At 41.8% G+C, this 19,336-nt stretch carries 15 protein-coding genes and 1 pseudogene; 3 read left to right on the forward strand and 13 right to left on the reverse strand.

Annotated elements, in window-relative coordinates; translation table 11 throughout:
- Window positions 1-112 precede the first annotated feature (112 nt).
- On the forward strand, window positions 113-1,171 hold the full coding sequence (locus tag RRG12_RS08320) for a methyltransferase (RefSeq protein WP_069069216.1): 1,059 nt from the start codon (window positions 113-115) through the stop codon (window positions 1,169-1,171).
- Window positions 1,172-1,323: 152 nt separating this feature from the next.
- Window positions 1,324-1,953, forward strand: a complete 630-nt coding sequence (locus RRG12_RS08325) for a glutathione S-transferase family protein (RefSeq protein ID WP_069069217.1) — start codon at window positions 1,324-1,326, stop codon at window positions 1,951-1,953.
- A 67-nt stretch (window positions 1,954-2,020) separates the two neighbouring features.
- Here RRG12_RS08325 and RRG12_RS08330 read toward each other — a convergent pair whose 3' ends face one another.
- From RRG12_RS08330 to RRG12_RS08390, 13 genes and pseudogenes are all read right to left on the reverse strand, one after another.
- The gene (locus tag RRG12_RS08330; RefSeq protein WP_420758947.1) at window positions 2,021-2,626 is read right to left on the reverse strand and encodes a nucleotidyltransferase family protein; all 606 of its coding nucleotides are present in this window, start codon (window positions 2,624-2,626) and stop codon (window positions 2,021-2,023) included.
- The gene (locus RRG12_RS08335; protein WP_256090859.1) at window positions 2,608-3,873 is read right to left on the reverse strand and encodes an XdhC family protein; all 1,266 of its coding nucleotides are present in this window, start codon (window positions 3,871-3,873) and stop codon (window positions 2,608-2,610) included. The genes RRG12_RS08330 and RRG12_RS08335 overlap by 19 nt, the downstream gene beginning before the upstream one ends.
- A 36-nt stretch (window positions 3,874-3,909) precedes the next feature.
- A complete protein-coding gene (locus RRG12_RS08340; RefSeq protein ID WP_420758948.1) occupies window positions 3,910-5,064 on the reverse strand; it encodes an amidohydrolase family protein in 1,155 nt (384 codons plus the stop codon).
- A gap of 1 nt (window position 5,065) precedes the next feature.
- On the reverse strand, window positions 5,066-5,503 hold the full coding sequence (locus tag RRG12_RS08345) for an SRPBCC family protein (protein WP_420758949.1): 438 nt from the start codon (window positions 5,501-5,503) through the stop codon (window positions 5,066-5,068).
- A gap of 57 nt (window positions 5,504-5,560) precedes the next feature.
- Window positions 5,561-6,082 carry a DMT family transporter gene (locus RRG12_RS08350; RefSeq protein ID WP_069069220.1) on the reverse strand — a complete coding sequence of 174 codons (522 nt, stop codon included), beginning with the start codon at window positions 6,080-6,082 and terminating at the stop codon, window positions 5,561-5,563.
- A gap of 55 nt (window positions 6,083-6,137) precedes the next feature.
- Window positions 6,138-7,235 (reverse strand): NAD(P)-dependent alcohol dehydrogenase, encoded by a 1,098-nt coding sequence (locus RRG12_RS08355; protein ID WP_420758950.1) that lies wholly within the window; start codon window positions 7,233-7,235, stop codon window positions 6,138-6,140.
- 98 nt (window positions 7,236-7,333) lie between these two features.
- Entirely contained in the window at window positions 7,334-9,490 is a 2,157-nt protein-coding gene (locus RRG12_RS08360) for a molybdopterin cofactor-binding domain-containing protein (RefSeq protein ID WP_420758951.1), read from the reverse strand.
- 13 nt (window positions 9,491-9,503) lie between these two features.
- Window positions 9,504-9,974 carry a (2Fe-2S)-binding protein gene (locus tag RRG12_RS08365; protein WP_069069223.1) on the reverse strand — a complete coding sequence of 157 codons (471 nt, stop codon included), beginning with the start codon at window positions 9,972-9,974 and terminating at the stop codon, window positions 9,504-9,506.
- Between the two features lie 227 nt (window positions 9,975-10,201).
- Window positions 10,202-11,665 carry a hypothetical protein gene (locus tag RRG12_RS08370; RefSeq protein WP_420758952.1) on the reverse strand — a complete coding sequence of 488 codons (1,464 nt, stop codon included), beginning with the start codon at window positions 11,663-11,665 and terminating at the stop codon, window positions 10,202-10,204.
- Window positions 11,589-13,181, reverse strand: coding sequence for a hypothetical protein (locus RRG12_RS08375; protein WP_069069225.1), 1,593 nt, complete (start codon window positions 13,179-13,181; stop codon window positions 11,589-11,591). Before RRG12_RS08375 ends, RRG12_RS08370 begins: the two co-directional genes overlap by 77 nt.
- Window positions 13,182-13,679: 498 nt before the next feature.
- On the reverse strand, window positions 13,680-14,870 hold the full coding sequence (locus RRG12_RS08380) for a calcium-binding protein (protein WP_420758953.1): 1,191 nt from the start codon (window positions 14,868-14,870) through the stop codon (window positions 13,680-13,682).
- Between the two features lie 991 nt (window positions 14,871-15,861).
- Window positions 15,862-17,133 (reverse strand): ISAzo13 family transposase, encoded by a 1,272-nt coding sequence (locus tag RRG12_RS08385; RefSeq protein ID WP_069074259.1) that lies wholly within the window; start codon window positions 17,131-17,133, stop codon window positions 15,862-15,864.
- Between the two features lie 215 nt (window positions 17,134-17,348).
- Window positions 17,349-17,531, reverse strand: a pseudogene (locus tag RRG12_RS08390) (transposase); the annotation flags it as partial.
- A 562-nt stretch (window positions 17,532-18,093) separates the two neighbouring features.
- On the opposite strand from RRG12_RS08390, the gene RRG12_RS08395 reads away from it, so the two are divergent.
- Entirely contained in the window at window positions 18,094-19,308 is a 1,215-nt protein-coding gene (locus RRG12_RS08395) for a hypothetical protein (RefSeq protein WP_420758954.1), read from the forward strand.
- Window positions 19,309-19,336 lie beyond the last annotated feature (28 nt).

Here is a 19,336-nt window from a genome sequence, read left to right on the forward strand (position 1 = left end):
AAATTTACCATTCTCCCTAATTTGTGCAACAGCGCCAATTTAAATTAGTAAATCTGCATTTTTACTACATATTTAGCACTACCCATTTTTGCAATTACTTAGGAGAATTAAAATGACCCAAGTAACAAGTAAAGCTTCAATTAACAAGCTTGACAAACCACAAACATCTGGTACAAAAGTTTGGGATGTGATCGTTGGTTTATACAATTATCCAACTTTGCTAGTTGCTCATGAACTAAAACTGTTTCCCCTCCTAGCGGAAACACCACGCACTTTAGAAGAGATTTCCCAGAGTCTAAACCTTGCACCACGAGCAGCAGGAACGCTTTTATCTGTATGTGCATCTCTGGATTTTATCGAACTAAAGGATGGATACTACTCCCTTACGAATGTTGCTTCTGAGTATTTACTTGAAACTAACCCTACTTCTTTTTGCGGCTATTTGGATTTGATGATTGCTAACGCCGATTCTTTCTCCTACGTGGGAGTTAAGAAAGCAATTTTAACAGATGCTCCTATTGTTTATGAGGGTGATTCACTATACGAAGTTCACGAACAAGAAAATAAAGATCAAGTTACGCGAACTTTTACAAAAGCGATGCATTCCATTAGTGTTGCTCCCGCCCTGGCGTGGACTGAAACTTTAGACCTATCTAGCAATAAACATCTGCTTGATATTGCTGGGGGTTCTGGCGCTCACAGCATCGGTGCAACCCTCAAGTGGCCTAAATTGAAAGCCACAATTTTGGATATAGCGCCAGTCTGCGAAGTCGCTCAAGAGTATATTGCCGAGTATGGACTGTCAGAGCAAATTACCACTGAAGTTAGGGATATGTGGAATGATCCTTTCCCCTCTGCTGATTTGCATTTTTACTCGCTGATATATCACAATTACGACCTTGAGAAAAACCGTTTTCTGACAAAAAAAAGCTTTGATAGTTTAGAGCCTGGTGGACGCATAATTATTCACCAGTGGCTATTTAACGATCATCGGACAGGGCCATTATCCACTGCGGCATTCAACGTGATTATGCAGATTTGGTGTGCTGGCGGACAAGAATATTCAGGTCTGGAGCTATCTAGCATACTGGCAGAAGCTGGGTTTGTTGACATTGAAGTTAAACCGACCTTTGAATACTGGAGTATTGTAACTGCTCGAAAGCCAGAGTAGGCGATCGCTAAAACACCGATTCAGTAATCAAAGATCATAGCCCTGCGCCTATTGGCAAGCATTACTGGATAAGTTGGGTAGCAATAAAGTTTTCTCAACATTAAAGACTTACCAACTCTACTGTAAAATTTTTAACTGGGAACTTGAAAATAATGACCAAACTCATAGTTTACGGAACTCCCCTCAGTACTTATGTTCGCACTGTCCGGTTGCTGCTAGAGTCAGCAGGTGTAGATTACACCCTTAAAGGAATTGATATATTTACTGGAGAAAACCACTCAGCGGAGTATTTATCCAAAAATCCTTTTGGAAAAATACCAACTCTGGAAGTAGATGGGGAACTGCTTTATGAAACAACAGCAATTACCGAATACCTCGATATAGTGTTTGCCGATAACAAGTTCAGCCCATCTGAACCCATGCTCAAAGCGCGGATGCGTCAGATAATAGGGATTATTGATAACTATCTTTATGCTCATGTTGGAACAATTGTAATGCAATGCTTGGTTGTACCAAGTCAGGGCGGCAATACAGATTCCGATTTGGTACAAAAGGCTTCCGCACCAGCAAAAAAGGCTATAGAGGCAATTGAATCACTATCTGTTGCTAGCCCGTATCTACTTGGTAGCCAACTAAGCATTGCCGATTTCTACCTAATTCCTCTCTTCATCTACCTATCGCAGACTTCGGAGTTTGAGGTAATTACTGGTCAAACTCCGAAACTACGGAGTTGGTGGGATAAGGTCAATCAGCTTGAGAATGTGAAAAAAGTGACTGTATAATTTCCAATGGGGTTGTAAGCTGTTGCATACAACCCTTCACTAACTGCAATCTGCTGTATTATCAATTTTAAAATCCCGTCCCATTTTTTATTAAAAGCTGCTCGTAATCATCTGGAGTATCTAAGTCAAATACACCTTCGGGGAAAGGAATTGCTAAAACTTCTCCAAGAGATTTTTTAATTATCTGTCTTGCACCATCCGTGCCACTGAGTCTGGTCAGTTTTGCAAATAAAGTGCGGTTAAATAATGCAGGAACACCTAGAGTGTTTGCATATTGTGAAGCAACTATTGGCTTAAGAGTAGTTTCGTGAACTTCAACAAGTTGATTTATGAGTTGAGGTGAAATAAAAGGTTGATCGCATACCATCAAAACAACAGCTTTTGCTTCTTTTTTGATGAGATTAAGGGCTTCTATACCAACACGAATAGAGCTACTTATTCCCTCACCAAAAAGTGGATTTTCCATAACATATACTTGTTCTGAGTTAATCTCTGGTTTAATAAGTTCAGAATATGCCCCTAATACAACAATAATTGGGTGGCAAACTGAAGCATTTGCCACTTGAACGATATGCCCAATCAAACTCTGTTCACCGTAACGTAGAAGTTGTTTTGGCGTTCCCATACGAGTGGATGCACCAGCAGCAAGAATAATTAGACCGACATCAGACATGTGATTTCCTCTCCATGAATTGAGCCAAGTCGTGCCCTGAGCATTCCACCAGCGCGATTTGCCAACACTGCTTGAATTTCTGCTACGATTGAGAGCGCGATCGCTTCTGGTGAATCTGCACCAATATCAAGACCCACAGGAGCGTAAAGACGTTGCAGTTGTGTATCTTTTGGCAAAAATTCCTCAGACTTGAGGTCTTGTAGTAATCGCTGAGTGCGACTTTTAGGGCCGAGAATACCAATGTAGGATACAGAAGATGGTAACAAGGTTCGCAGCAGTGCCAAATCGCTCTCATATCTATGAGTCATAACTATAGCAACTGTGCGTGAATTCAGATTGAGGTGGTTCTGAATTGTTTGAGGTTCGCTAAAAATAATTTGGTCTGCATTGGGAAAACGTTCAAAAGTTATATAGCCTGGTCTGTTATCGACAACTGTGACGTGCCAACCTTGGTGTTTGACAAGATTGACAACTGGGATGGCATCATGGCCTGCACCAAAAACTACCAAAGGAACAATAGGATGAATGACTTCTAGGAAGACTCCAGCAATACCACTGGGAAGAATATAAGACTTTACCCGCGATTCCCCTTGGTTGAGTACTTGTTGGACATCTACCAAAATCTGCTGCACAAGTAATTCATCTTCAATATTACTAATAACAGTACCATCTGGCTTTAAGAACAATCGAGATGCTACTTTGGCGATGATTTCTCCACTCACTTTAAATACAGTAGCCATTACCCCTGACTCTTGCCCATGCAGACATTCAGCAATAAAATCTAGCTGACCTTTGGCCAATTGGTTAGAAAGCGGCTCAATGAGTACCTCAACTACACCATTACAACCAAGACCAAATCCCCAAACAATATCATCGCTGGCAGTAGTATCATAGTTGACAACAACCGGAACTCCATCAGCAAACATCAGGGCTTGGGCTTTTTCAAACACATCACTTTCTAAGCAACCACCACTCACACAGCCAATCATTTGCCCTTCTTCAGTCAGCAGCATCCTAGCACCAGGGCGACGATAGACAGAGCCACTAGTTTTGACAACGGTGGCTAGAGCAGTAAGTTCACCTTTCTTTTGACTTTGCTCAAAAGCTGCGAGGATGTTTTGAAGTTCTTTCATGGGTGGTGTAGAGAAGGCAGGAGATAGAAGATAGGGAGAAGATATTCGGACTTCTTTATTTTCAGTAAACCACAAACTTTTGAAATAGAACGTAAAAATAAGGGTTTCAGCCATCGTGAATGACGATCTGACACTACACTTACCCATACTTTACAGGGTTTTCAGTTTAAACAAATTTTCCGCGTTTAGATGGTATATTTTTTTTCTATCAACATCGCTCATAGGTGTACTATCTATACCTTCAACTGCTTTGGCAGTAGGTTCATACGGGTAGTCAATGGCAAACAATATACGGTCAGAACCTAATACTGAAAGCGCAAACAGCAAAGCTGGAGACCAGTTTACCCCACTGGTAGCAACAACAAAGTTATCCATGAAATATTCGCTTGGTTTTTTTTGCCGCTTTATTGCTTGACTCGAATCATCCATTTTTGTCCAAGTTTCATTAGCAAAACGACCGTCGATCCGGGAAAGCCAAAACGGTATACCTTCGCCTAAATGCCCTAGAATAAATTTAAGTTTGGGAAAGCGATCGAATAAACCACTGAGGATTAAACGCATTGCGTGCGTGCTAGTCTCTACAGCAAAGCCCCAACCAGCACCTTCGAGACCATAAGAGAGAAAAGGTTTTATCATCTCTGGAGAAGGTGTTCTCGGATGTAAGTAAATTGGTATATCCAATGCTTGGGCAGCTTCAAATATTACCCAATACTTTGATTGATCCAAATACTCCCCGTGAGTGTGGGAATTAATTATTGCACCTTTAAGACCCAGATATTTTACTGCTCTTTCCAACTCGCGAGCGGCCTCATTCGGTGCTTGGGGTGCCACTGCGGCAAGTCCAGCATACCGATCTGGGTAAGCAGAGATGAATTCAGCTAGTTGATCGTTACTCTTTTTGGCAATATCTACAGCTTTGTCGGTACTGAATACTTGAACACCTGGCGACGTGATTGACAGTATTTGCATGTCAATTCCATATTGATCCATATCACGAATGCGGCTGGCTCCAACATCAGTGAGACGATCGCGGATCTCTTTAGTTGCAGGGCTATTCAGAAACGGTTTGTACAATTTTTGGAATCCGGGTTCTTTATCCACACTGGTAGCAAGGAGTTTGCGCCACTCATCAAATAATTCTGGCGTTGCAAAAGCCTCTTCAATCGCAATTTTCTTGAAGACGCTCTTGCTGAACTCAGTAGTGTAGTTGGTGACTTGGGATGCATCTGTTGCCAATGGAGGCACCACCGCACCGATGGACAGATCCATTGCTGTTTTCAAAAAAGCTCGTTTGCTAAAATCCATATTATCTGCTGAAAATTTTGCTCAAGGCATCAAAACCGACTTGAAACACCTGTTCTAGATTCTGCCGTAATTCGGTTTCTTCTTCAGGTAAACATTTAAAGTTTGCCAGCCATTCGATATAAGTGCGATCGCCATCTGTAATTGGTAACAGTCGTATAGTACAAATGTAGTCTTCCATCGGCTTATTAGGCTCTAGCAGAAAATAGGTGCAGACATATTTTTGATCGTCAAGTCCTAGTAATTGCTCCCGCAGGTTCAGTCCATCTTCACGATTAAAACTACGGATACAGCCTATTTTGTCGCTAGGCTCACCATTTTCTATATGGCTGTCGATTACAGACGGATACCAATTAGGTAGACCATTAAAGTCCCGGATTTTCGCCCATACTTGTTCAACTGATGCGTTGATTACAGAACTGGTTGTAACGTTTACTAGCATTTCATTCCTAGACTAACTCTGCTTAAGATGAGTTTAATTGAGGGTAGATTATTGCTGCTAAAGGCTGGCATCAAAGCTTTTTAAGAAATTAGGTAGCCAACTGATTTCTTTAACATTAGAAAATGTGACTAGCCCTACACCTGCGATCAAGAAGATGATACCGGCAACTTTTTGGAGCGAAATCGGGTCTTTAGGAGACTCTAAGATACCTAGATGGCTAACCACCGCTGCCATCACTACCTGACCCAACACAAACAAAACAAAGAAAGTACTAGCTCCCAAACGGGGAATCAAAGTGGTGGTTCCGAAGACTAACAAAGCACTAAAGACACCACTGAGATATAGATGTATGGGAACATTTTTGAATTTTGAAGCGATCGCTAACCCATCTATGTTTGATGTAAAAAGCAAGGTTATTGACAAAGCTATAAAGGTGGTAGCCAGACCCATGAAAAAGAAAGCTATATTGGCTAGAATTGGCGAACCTACATACCGAGCCACAGAGCTATTCATTGGCAGATAGATGGGGGTAATGGCTCCCATCAAGAAGGCACCTAATATAAATACTATAAATTGCATGACTGAGATTTCCTTTTCCTTTGTATTAACTTCAAAAGCCTTAAAGGACGGCTGATTATGATATTTTCAGGACTGGCTTGATCGCCTTGCCCGCTTTAGTATCCGCTACAGCTTTATTGATATCCTGGAAATCATAAACGGTAATCAAACGTTCAAAGGGAAAGCGCCCTTGCTGATTTAATTCCAGTAATGTCGGCAAAAACGTATTTGGTACAGAAGACCCCTGAATAATTCCCCGCAAATTTGCTGCACGTTTAAAAACCTGCGTTGGTGAAAACGGATATTTCTCGCCAAAGTGAGGCGCGATCACCATACCGCATTCGCCACCAGTGGCTAAACAGTCAATGGCATCATTGAGCGCTTGTTCATTCCCGGAGGTTTCCAGGGTATAGCGAACACCATGAGGGGCAATCTCCTTGATTCGTTCGGCAACTCTCCCGTCTTTGGCATTAAATACATGGGTTGCACCCAACTCCAGCGCCAAATTTAAGCGTTCTTCCACCACATCAATAGCAATCAATGGCCACGCACCGACTAGTTTACCTGCCATAATGGCACTCAAACCGACAGCACCGGCACCAAAAACCGCCAGTCCGTCTCTGGGGCCGACTTTAAAGGTATTGAGAATAGAACCCGCACCGGTTTGAACCCCACAAGGAATGGCTGCCAACCTCTCAGCAGCCTGATTGCTGGTTACTGGGACGACATTGCGCTCTACTGTAATTGAGTGGTTAGCGAAAGAGGACTGCTGAAAAAATGCACCGGAAATCTTCTTTCCGCCCAACTTAATCGTGTGGGAGCCATCTAAGCGAGTACCACCAAATCCCAAGGGGATGTGATGATCGCAGAAATAAGGCTGACCCTCCAAACACCCATGACAAGTACCACACCAAGGGTAAGAGATGATGACGCGATCGCCTGGTTTAACTCGGCTAACACCCGACCCCACAGCTTCCACGATCCCTGCACCTTCGTGACCTAACACAATCGGTAGTTTCATGAGATTTTGCGCCACAAAATCTGTATGACAGATGCCGCTAGCTTGATTACGAACCAATATTTCGTTGCTGCGTAAATCATCGAGTTCAATAGTCTCGAATGTAAATTGCCCTTGGGGTTCGTGGACTACAGCAGCAGTTGTCGTTGTGGTCATTTTGCCTCCTGGTTAGCTGTAAAGAAAATTCGTGGGTGATACGTCTTAAATCGGTATGCTATGCAGTCACACTAATTTATCTATGCTTGCTGTAACTTTTATGCGCTTATGGGTAATTGCCGAATCCGTTTGCCTGTGGCTGCAAAAATCGCGTTGCATACCGCAGGTGCGATGGGAGGTGTGGAAATTTCACCCACACCACTAGGTTTTTCTGTGTTCTGCACGATATAAACTTCGACCTTGGGCATTTCATTCATCCGCAGTACGGGATAATCGTGAAAATTACTTTGCTGTACACGACCGTCTTTAAAGGTAATCTCGCCATATAACGCGGCGGATAAGCCATAGACAATGCCCGATTCCATTTGGGCCCGCACAGTATCAGGATTGACCACAATGCCACAATCAACAGCACAAACTACTCGGTGAACACGAGGTTGTCCGTCGGCAGTGACGGATACTTCGGCAATCTGGGCGACGGTGCTGCCAAATGATTTATGTAGGGCTAGTCCTTGGTGTACACCGACTGGAAGCTTGCGTCCCCAACCTGCTTTTTCAGCAGCGAGTTTCAAAGTGGTTCGATGTCGTGGTTGCTCACCTAGCATGGCAAGCCGGAATTCAAGCGGATCTCGGCCGGCGGCGGTGGCCAATTCATCCAAAAAAGACTCGACAACAAAGGCAGTAAAACTGTGACCAACTGAACGCCACCACAATACTGGCACACCATTATCAACAGGGTGATAGTCTACCAGTTGGTTGGGAATTGTATAAGGGTGATCTGCCCCTTCAATCGAAAGGTGATCGATGCCTTCATGAATCAATAATTTTTCAAATGGAGTACCCTTGCCAATTGACTCACCAATCAACCGATGAGACCATCCAGTAATGTTGCCATCTTTATCAAGCCCGGCAGCAATTTTACTGTAATGCACTGGTCGATAATAACCGCCACGGATATCGTCTTCCCGTGTCCAGATTACTTTCACCGGCTTGCCAATGGCTTTGGATAGTTGCACGGCTTCTTTGACGTAATCACCGTGTGGATTAGAGCGTCGTCCAAAGGAACCCCCTAGTAAAGTTGTATGAATCTGAACTTGTTCGGGCTTTAGTCCGGTAATTGCACAGGCAGCTTGTTGATCGGTTGTATGCATCTGTGTGCCTGTCCAGATATCGCAACTGTGCGATCGCACGTCAGCTACACAGTTTAATGGCTCCATCGGTGCATGGGCTAGGTAAGGTGTTTCGTAAACGGCTTGGAGCTTTTTCGCTGCTGCATCAAGTGCGGGTGTGACTTCGCCCGTTTTTCTCACCACTAACCCTGGACTATTTGCTAGGTCAGCATATTTGCTCTGTAAACCTTCAGAGGAAAGCTCGGCATTGGGGCCTTCATCCCATGTGATTGTGAGGGCATCACGCCCTTTTTTAGCATTCCAGAAGCTATCGGCCACAACTGCTATACCCATAGGTAGCACTACCAGATGCTTTACACCTGCAACGGCTTTGGCTGCTTCAGCGTCAAAATTCTGCAAGCGACTGCCAAAAACTGGCGGTCGCGCAATCAGAGCAATCAGCATTCCGGGAACTTGGACATCGATCCCAAATACCGCTTTCCCCTTAACCTTGTCAGCAGTGTCCAAGCGCTTGATTGGCTTACCGATGAGTTTGAATTCACTGGGCTTTTTGAGCGTAACGTTTTCTGGCACTGGCATTTGGGCGGCGCGATCGGCTAATTCTCCAAAAGATAAGCGGCGATCGCTAGCTGGATGTAAAATATAACTTTTTTCAGCAATACAACTCTCTGGTGATACATCCCAGGTTGTGGCAGCCGCAGCAATCAACATTTCTCGTGCTGTAGCACCAGCGAGCCGCAGTTGATCCCAAGTGGAGCTAATGCTAGTGCTAGCGCCAGTACCTTGATAATTTTTCCATACTGTATGGTCATAGTCGGGATGCACGGGGGCAGACTCAATGCGAATTTTGTCCCAATCGGCTTCGAGTTCTTCAACGAGGATCATCGGTAAAGAAGTATAAACCCCTTGCCCCATTTCAACTTTATGGACAACAATCGTCACAGTATTATCCGGCAGGATGCGGATAAAGGCGTTGGGCTTTGATAGGGGCTTGGTTGGATTAGCTGGAGAGGTTGCGGCCTGTACGCGGCTAGTCGGTGGCAGATAAAACCCAAGAAACAAACCTGCTCCCACTGTGCCAGATGCCTTGAGAAAACTGCGCCGCGTAGTTGTATTGTTTTCCATTCTGACAACCTCCTTAACTTTGCTGGCTCAACAATTCGGAAGCTCTATGAATGGCGGCTCGTATGCTTTGATAAGTACCGCAGCGACAAATGTTACCAGACATCGCAGCATCAATATCAGCATCCGTAGGTTGTGGATTTTCAGAAAGCAACGCCGCAGCAGAGAGCATCTGCCCAGACTGACAATATCCACATTGCGGTACATCAAGTTCTGTCCAAGCTCGTTGAACTGGGTGATCGCCGATCTCCGACAGTCCTTCTATCGTTAAGATATCTTGATTGATACTTGCCGATACTGGCGTCACACATGAACGAATCGGAATACCGTTGAGATGTACTGTACAAGCACCACATTGCGCCATCCCACACCCGAATTTAGTCCCATTTAGCCCAAGATGATCCCGAAGCATCCATAGAAGTGGAGTGTCTTCAGTGACATTAACCTCTCTATTTTCTCCGTTCACTTTTAAATTTATAGTTGCCATATTAATTAGTTTTTAACCTCTCTTTAACTATCTATCCTTTTATTAGGAATTATGCACTGAAAAAAAGAATTATGTTGTGGATTAACGTAAATAAAATCATTTTTGAATGGGAAATAAAACCTTGCTGTAGGGGCAATTAATGAATTGCTCCTACAACCTATGTGGTTTTCAAATCATCTATTTAACTTTACCAAAACTGTGAACCATGAATATGCTTTTCCAAATTGTTACTTGTTAATGTGAACTTTTTGGAAAAGTGGCGTGTCACAAAACCCGATAGGACGCATTCGCAACCCAGCTTCAATCAGCGCAAACACGGTTTTTGGTGAATTTATTGCGGTTGACTCAGGATTATCTTGAAAACGAGCGATCGCATCCGGCAGTCTGAGTTCTGGACTAAACAACATATCCAATTTGCCTATTCTATCAAATGCAGATAATGCATAAGCCGCCACCATATAACTGGAGCCGTAAGTACTTTCGAGATAATGTTCTGAACCAAATATCTCGGCTGCACTATTCGAGAATATTGACAAAATAGACGAATGAAGAATATCAGAACGTCCTAATTGGCAAGCCAGATGAATCAAGTAAGTGCATCGTAAATAAGCATCAACTCGGAAGCCGTCTGTTGATTGTATATATCCTTCCATACACTGATGAAAGAATATAACTATATCAGGCACATAGACATCAAGCACTCCGAGATTATCTAATGCATAGATAAAAAATGTTATCTGCGAAGCTTGTGAAGCAGGCGAGAGCGTATGATAAAGCGATACAGCTTGTTCTACCCAGTCCCTCTTATAGGTTAGATAATCAGGACAATCCAACACGGCAATTGCATTGAGTATGAGCGAGAGGGGGAATAGGTAGTAATCTGATCCCTCATGAACTCCATCTGAACTTCGTCTTAATGAATTAGACATCTCCGAATCAAAGATATCTAAAAGAGTCTGAAGATGATTTTGCTCTCCAGTACATACTTGATCTCTGCAACCGATGATGGCTAAGACGGAAAAAATAATCGCGGAACCTCTACCACGGTAAAAGATATCAGAGATAGTTGTAGCCAATTGCAAAGCTTTAGCAGTATATGTATCCCCATTTTCCTGCTGTAACACTAGCAAGTCTGTAAACTCTGCCTGTCCTACGGCCAAGAGCAGATTAGCAAATAGCTGTAATTGCTCATAACGCAGCTTATCGCTGGATAAATCTAATTTTGCTACTTGCTCTAATGCCCTTTCTAGATGCCAATGGACAAGATGTCGATAGGGTTCAAGCTGACCGACCTTCACTAAACTTTCCGTTAATAAAGCACAAGCACGTGCGTACTGCCAAGGTTCAGTCGGTAACTGGTCGATAGCGCTTTTAAACTCGTCATGCGATCGCTCTTGAGCAAGGTAACTATTGAACGATACAGCTTCACATCTTGCCAGGATGCCATTAAGCAAATGATGTGCAAATGTATTGTAACTAGTGTTATTTTTTCGAGATAGCGCAAGACTTATTTTGAGCAACTGATCCGATTTCTCTGGATCAAAGCCTGTTGCTTCCTGTCCGATTCCTAAGCCGTGAACGCACCAGTGCCAAGGGGTTGGAAAAACCCGTCGTTCATTTAGCAGCCCTTTGAAACACTGGCGTTGACCGATCATCTGACTGATTTGCGGTGAAATTTTCGGGAACTGCATAATCTAAAGGTGCTTTTACTGTTTCTAGTTCATGGTTGAAAATCTGGAAATTAGGAACCGGGATGCCGTGGAATTCATCTATCTTTCCTTCGAGCATATCGAGAGTTAAATTAAGCCACTTGATCCCTTCAACGTAGATTGCTAATGGACGTTTTTGGTGATGTGCATTGTCGATCAAAACACCATCGTTGTTCTTGCTAAAGTGGTAGGGGGGCATTGCCGCAAAGTGGCTACCCATAAGGAAAACAAAACGTATGAGCCAGTTAGGATCGTTCTGATTTACATCTGAATCTGGATTGTCCAACTTCCAAGCAGCAGTCATCACTTCGCTGAAATGTTCTTCTATCCCACTATATGAGAGTTCGTATGGGTTTTCTTCATCAAAAGCGAGCAAAATATGGGGTATTTCTCTGTGGAGTTGGTAGGCAAGATCAAAATACTCGCCGTGAATCTTATCATAGTTGCCGAGACTATTATGCCAGGGCTTATTGTCGTACATCGGATCGTCGGCATTAGTATCAACACCGTTCTCATAAAATCCAATAGCGCGCGGATCGAGGAAACGAATCTCTATATCTTCAGCAGTAAACGGAGGGTTTGTGACAGAGAAGTTGTCATAATGTTTCAACAATGGCTCGATATTGCCAATTTTGATATTCTCCGTATTAGTATCGCCCATAACCAGAGAGTGGAACTTCGGCTCTAAAATCGAATGGTAAATTGGATTTTCTCGAAACTCTCTGAGCAGGCGAGGCAAGTTACGCATTCTCTTGCCATTAATCATGATGTCTTCGCTTTTTAGCAGGCTGTCATTGAAAGTTTTCGGTGCTGTTTCCTGCGCGAGAGCAAGACGCTTTTCAATTTTGGTGAAATAGGATTGCTCCAAAGTAGGCTGTGACATTTTGCGCCGACGCTGACTGTGAATCTTTTCATTCAGCAGCCGGAAGATTACGCAATAGAGTGCGGCTACGATTTCCTTGGACGGATTACACCTTCTGACAAACTGGCTAACTTCAATGCCAGGAACAAAAGTCATGTCGTAAATATATTCGTAGATTGTAGATCCATCCTCTGTTACTGTTTGTTCGCGCTCAATCACGTTCAATACTTGAGGAAAAAGAGGCTTAACTGATTCCGGCAGATTCATCAAGTATTGAGTCTGACTCTTGGCTTTCGCACAAGGAGGCAACATTACATCGCTGCCTTCCCGTCCCCATTTTGGGGTAATCAGACGTTCACTTAACACCTTACGAACAAATTTTCCACTACCTGGCTTTTCTAAAAAAAGGGTCATAGATTCACTCCCTCCATATCCAAATCCTAAAAAAGTCTCGTCAGGATTTAAATAATTAGTCAGATCATCTGGAGTTAGATGCTTAACAAGTACATTGCAATATTCAAGGATGTCGCAATGTTGTTGATCTAAACCCAAAGTATTAGGCATAACTTCTAATTTACTAGCTTCACGATTGTGTTTCGGCTTTGTTTTTTGAAATGACTGATCTTGGTGTTTCATAAATCTTTATATGTTATGGATTGTAATAACTAACGTGCAATTTGACCGTCTGAAGTTAATCTTCAGGTTAGCGACCAAATATACATACAACCTACGTTTATACGATTCCTGAATTGTTTGGAAAAACCTCAAATGTTTATTGAAAAATATTTAGGTTTTTCCCGCCTTATATCCCTCCACTGAATTTTGTACTTAAATTCAGTGGAGGGATATAAGGCGCAAGACTTAAAAACCCTTTTTCTTTAACCAAACCGTATTGAGAAAGTGTATAAGAAGTGGAAGCGTTAATATGTCAAGAGGAAAATGCTCGGCTGAAGAAGCGAATACAAGCGCTGCAACTGAGCAAAATTCAACGGATGAAGGTATGTGCGATAGCACTTGCGCTATCGCACATAATGAGTTTTAACATTAGCGTCGGCTTCCATGCGTTCGCTAAAAAACTAGTGGATATTGCCGAGATAGCCTCTCTTTTGCTTTAATTACAGCTAGTAAACCAAGTTAAACGAAAGAGAACTGGTTAGTATTATTAAGATTGAAATTTGTAGCCGCTTGTCCTTCAATTAAACCTATAAGTTCAGCAGAAATATTTGAACCACCAGTGAAGAATATAGATGTCCCAAATGGAAGACTACCAACAGATTGAACCAATAAATAATCTGATGCTGAACCTTTGAGTTCGATAGTATCAAAGCGAGATTGAAAGTCTTTGATAATAGCGTAATCTTGATTTCCAGTGGATAACCGATTGCCGTCATTGTAGTAAACAGCGTTCTGGTCACCTAGAACGAAGGTATCTCTTCCTTGACCACCTGTAAGAACGTCAATCTCACCCTTTCCAAAACCTGAAGTATCAACAATCGGATTGACGCCATTTAATCTATCTGCTCCCGCACCACCATTCAAGGCGTCACTTCCACCACCACCAGTCAAGGTGTCACTTTCAGCACCACCATTTAGAATGTCATTGCCATCACCACCATCGAGATTATCATTCCCGATCCCACCAGTCAGAACATCGTTGCCATCACCACCTTCGAGATTATCATTCCCGGCACCACCATTCAGAATGTCATTGCCATCAACTCCAAACAGTAAGTCGTTACCTGCATCACCAAAAACCCGATCATCTCCCCTACCACCAACTATCAAATCGTTACCGATTCCACCATTGAGAGTATCGTTACCATCTTCACCAGTAAAAACGTCATCCCCAGCACCAGTAGAAACAAAGTCGTTACCGTCACCTGCATCAATGGAGTCAACGCCATTACCACCAATGACAGTATCGTTTCCACCCTCGGCAAAAACTACGTTCAATTCATCATTAAGACCTTCAAGAAAGATAGTATCGTTGCCATCACCACCATTGATAGTATCGTTGCCCAGGCCAGCCTTGATAGTATCGTTGCCAGGCCCACCTGAAAGAAGGTCGTTTCCTGCACCACCATCTATAGAATCATCTCCTACTTGTCCAACGACTAGATCGTTACCATCACCACCATCGATAGTATCGTTGCCTTCTCGAGTAGGAATAGTGTCGTTCCCACTACCTGCAATAATAAAGTCGTTACCAGATCCAGTGGCTATCAAGTCATCTCCTGCAAAGGCAGTAACAGTAATATTATCTTTTGAGCTTATAAGTGCGAAAACATCATTTCCTTGAGTTCCGTTAACAAATACGTTTGCCATTTCTGCTTTTTACCTCTTGTAGATTGTAGATGTTGTTGTAAAGTATTGGAATTTACACATTGAAGCCACTAACATAGGAGCCTTTCAACGCGTAAGCTTTGATAATAGACAAGGATTAAATTACTAGAATTCCTACTTGATGCAGAGAAATTCAGGAGTATTAGAGCAATACCTATAGGTATTGATTCAAGCAGCTAATAATAAAATTATTAGCTTTCAATTATTATTAAATTGAGAATTACTCTCACGTAATTGAGCTACTTGGTTGAAAAATAAAACTTATAATCAGGATATGGTAGTAACCAATGCTAACGGGTGTAATTTTGCATTAACTGTTATTTAGCATAGGTTACTATGGCGAAATCAATGCTTACGAGCTTACAATAGCATAACTAAATATGACTATTCAAGTAAGATTTGTCTATTAGTAATCACGCAGAAATAACTTACTTATTTTGGAGTAAAGATTGAGGTCTAAACTAGAGGTATTTAAAGATGTCGCTTGTACATCTGCAATAAATCAAAACGTTTTCCTCAAAGAGCGATTGCTAAAGTTTTTGTAGTCTACGATACTGTTTAATACCCCAAGGCAATGAATCTGTGACTCGTTCCTAAGCCAACACATAACTAAGGGTGAAACACCAAGGAACAGAACCTTGAAAATCTCCTAACGAAACCTGGGACAAAGGTGAAAGCCCTCTCCTACAAGGATAGTAGCTACTCCTAACCTCAGGGCAAACGCATCTAAATATTGACAAGTCTGAATCAGAGTGGGATTTAGCGTAACCCTTATTAAATAAGGATTTTAGTAAATTAAATTCTCACTTTTATAGTAATGATAATCATTATGGTGAGAGAGTTGGAGATAGCCGACGGTTGCCTGTCAAGGAACATGGTATGTTACTTCAAAAGCCCCGAAAAAGCAGAACCATATATGCGGATACTGTGGATTAAAATTCGCAGATAATGCATGTGCCTTTCTCTATTAATCTCAAAATGTGTGTTCGCCTTTATTATTAAAGCAAGACGATAATTCTAAATAAGTCGGAGGTAAAAATCGGTAGTTCCAGTCATTATGGAATTTAATTTTTTCTAGGTGGACTCTTGACAATTCTTTGTCATTAATATCTATATCTATCTGGCATTTATTTTCATCTTTTGGAGTACTAATTACTAGTTCTTCATTGGTGGTAACAGTACTAATTAAATTAATAGCTACTTCTTTAATGGTTAGTGGTCTACCTCTCCAGTTTTCTGTAATCAGACAGAACATACGATGTTCTATGTTGTTCCACTTACTTGTAGCAGGCGGAAAATGTGCAAACTGAATGATAAGTCCAATTTCGTTAGCAAGTTTCTGGAGTTGGGCCTTCCATAACTGCAAGCAATACTCATCACGCTCACTACAGTCTGCTGTAATAAACAATTCTGTAGCATTTTTGTAAGTTTTTTTACCCATATCTTGCCACCATCGACGAATTGACTCAACAGTGACCTCTACAGTGGCATTATTAATGCCCACATTTACCCATCCCTGGCTTGTAGTCAAATCATAAGCTTCATACGGTAGAGTATTTAAGAGTTTTTGATATTCGGGAAAATAATCAGTATTAGCCTTGATAAACTGTTTTTTAGATTGACATTCTTCTACATCTTCCTTCAAATTTTTAATCACTTCTTTTTTCTTGATTACAAGTGAAATTATCAGTTGTCCACGGGCTTGAAAATTCTGCACTTGATCATAAATATATTGAAGTTGAATGTTTCGATCATAGTTAGAAGATCGTTCTTTGGTTTTACAGTTTTTTTGTAGACTGTAGCCCAGTTCACACAATAAATAAGCAACTTTTCTAGCGCTGATAACATGACCCTTAGTTCGCAATTTTTCAGCTATTTTTGTGGTGCTTTCACAAGTCCAACGTAGAGGTGGATCTGAATTTCCACAACTTACTGGTTGAATTAATAATTCCAGGTCTGGAATTAAGGTTTGGTCAGTGTCTAGCAGACGCTTTCTACCACCTCCTTTACATCGAACTTTCTCCTGAAATTGAGTATGTTTGATTTGAGTATCTGGCTCAATTTCAAGTTCACGGATTCCGACACGAATCGTTTTTGGTGACAGACCTGTTGCTTGAGAAACTTGCGTAATCCCACCTCTTCCGAATGCAATAGCTTCTGCGGCAGCCCACAGACGTATTGATCTCTCATTCAGATGAGGATAAAGGGAATCAAATTTAGCTTTGAGAAACTCTTTTGCTGACATACAGCAATCCTAATATATTAAACAGTTATAAATTTATCAGAGATTGTTTAAGATTTTATGCAATTTTTGTCAGTAATAGGTTAAATTATCCTTTTTTCAAGGGTGTTGCGAAAAGCATTCGTGAAAGGTTAAGAAGGGTTTATCCCGAATTGCACCCCGAATTGCACTAAGAAAAGCTCTAAGAAGATGTTTTAAAAGTCAGAGTCAGCTAAAAATTATGCAAGCCGTCGAACCGTGATACGAATCATGGCAACATAAATGAATGTCTCCGAAGTTTCGGGTAGTCTTTCATAATCTTTACTTAAACGCCGACACCAATTCAGCCAGCCAAAGGTGCGATCAACAACCCAACGCTTGGGTAAATGGACAAAACCCCTTTTCTCCAAAGGTCTAAGAACAATTGCCACAATCCACCGAAACGTATCCATTACCCAACGCATAAATTCTGGATCTTCTGTACTTGCTATGCCAAACTATTAGCTGTATATGTTAAATACCTTGTTTCATTTTAGTGTTTTGTGTAAGCAAATAGACATACAATCCGGTTCGGATAAGGTTTTTTGATGACACGCAACCAATCGCAAAGACGCGATAAGTCGCCGTCTTGACAAGAATCAGTCCTTTGTAGAGACGGCGATTTATCGCGTCTCTTGCCTTAGGCGAACCGTATTGAATAGACATATTGCTTTCTCATTTCAGTAGATTCAGCAAGCAAATAGACATATTGCTTTCTCATTTCGGTAGATTTAGCAAGTAAACCGCAGTTCGCTTTCTCATTTCGGTGTTTTCCGCAAGCAAATAGACATATTTATTTTTTATTCTGAATTCTGAACAGAATTTGTTTTATGCCAGGGAACGCATCTGATTTGTTGATAAAAACATAATGCAAATTTGTGACTGTTGTTACATGCTAATAAACATTAATGTTTTTAAATAATTAACAGTGTCTATCTGCGGTTTATGGATATCCCAATCATAATTAATCCCATATCACAATTACCGTCAGAAGCAACAGAGATTTCTCAAGGTTTACCTCTATCATCTCAGGGTGCAGAGGTAATTTTAGGCAACATTATTGAACCGCAGCAATTAGTTATACCTGTAGCACCAAGTTCTATAGAAATGTTTGGGCCTCGTGGTGCTTGTTTGTTATCCGAAACTGGCCCTTTGTGGGTATCAGATACAGGACATCATCGGTTATTGGGATGGCGAAATTTACCCACTAGAGATAGTCAACCGGCTGATTGGGTAATTGGACAACCTGACTTTTCTCATGAAGGACAAAATGCTAAAGGTACACCGGGAAGCGCAACTTTAAGTGTACCAACTGGGATTTGTGCTTGTGGCGAAGGATTAGCTGTAGCAGATGCTTGGAATCATCGGGTTTTGATTTGGAAAAACTTACCAGAAGATAACAATGTTCCAGCAGATTTAGTGTTAGGACAAGCTAATTTTATTGATAATGAACCCAATCGGGGAAGTCAACAAGCATCTGCCAGTACAATGCACTGGCCCTATGGTGTTTTTTATCATCAAGGACAGCTATTTATTGCCGATACAGGAAATCGAAGAGTATTGATTTGGCATCAGTTACCAACAGAAAATGGTCAACCTGCTGATTTAGTTTTGGGACAACCGGATATGATATCTCGCAATGAAAACGGCGGTGCTTCTGCAACCGCAGCGAGTATGCGTTGGTGTCACGATATTACCTTTTGGGGAGAGAATCTGGTTGTCAGCGATGCAGGTAATCATAGAGTGATGATTTGGCAGGGAATACCAACAGAAAACAATACCCCTTGTGCAGTGGTTTTAGGACAAAAAAGCTTTGATTTTGTGGAAATGAATCAAGGAGTTTATTTGCCAAGCGCTAGTAGTTTGAGTATGCCTTATGGTGTAGGGGTAACTGAAGATTGGTTAGTAGTTGCAGATACGGCTAATTCTCGGTTGTTAGGATGGAGAAAGCCAGAATCAATTTTATCACTGCAAGGTGTAGTGGCAGATGGGTTGGCAGGACAAATGAATTTTCAAAGTAAAGGTGAAAATCGGAATTTTGGGCTGCCGAAACGAGATAGCTTAAATTGGTGTTACGGGATAAAAATTTGTGGTAATACGGCGGTAATAGCTGATTCTGGAAATAATCGAATATTGCTGTGGCAGATTAATAATTCGTAATTCGTAATGACGCTCGCAGACTCGCTAC

It is taken from the genome of Nostoc sp. CALU 546 (assembly GCF_048836525.1).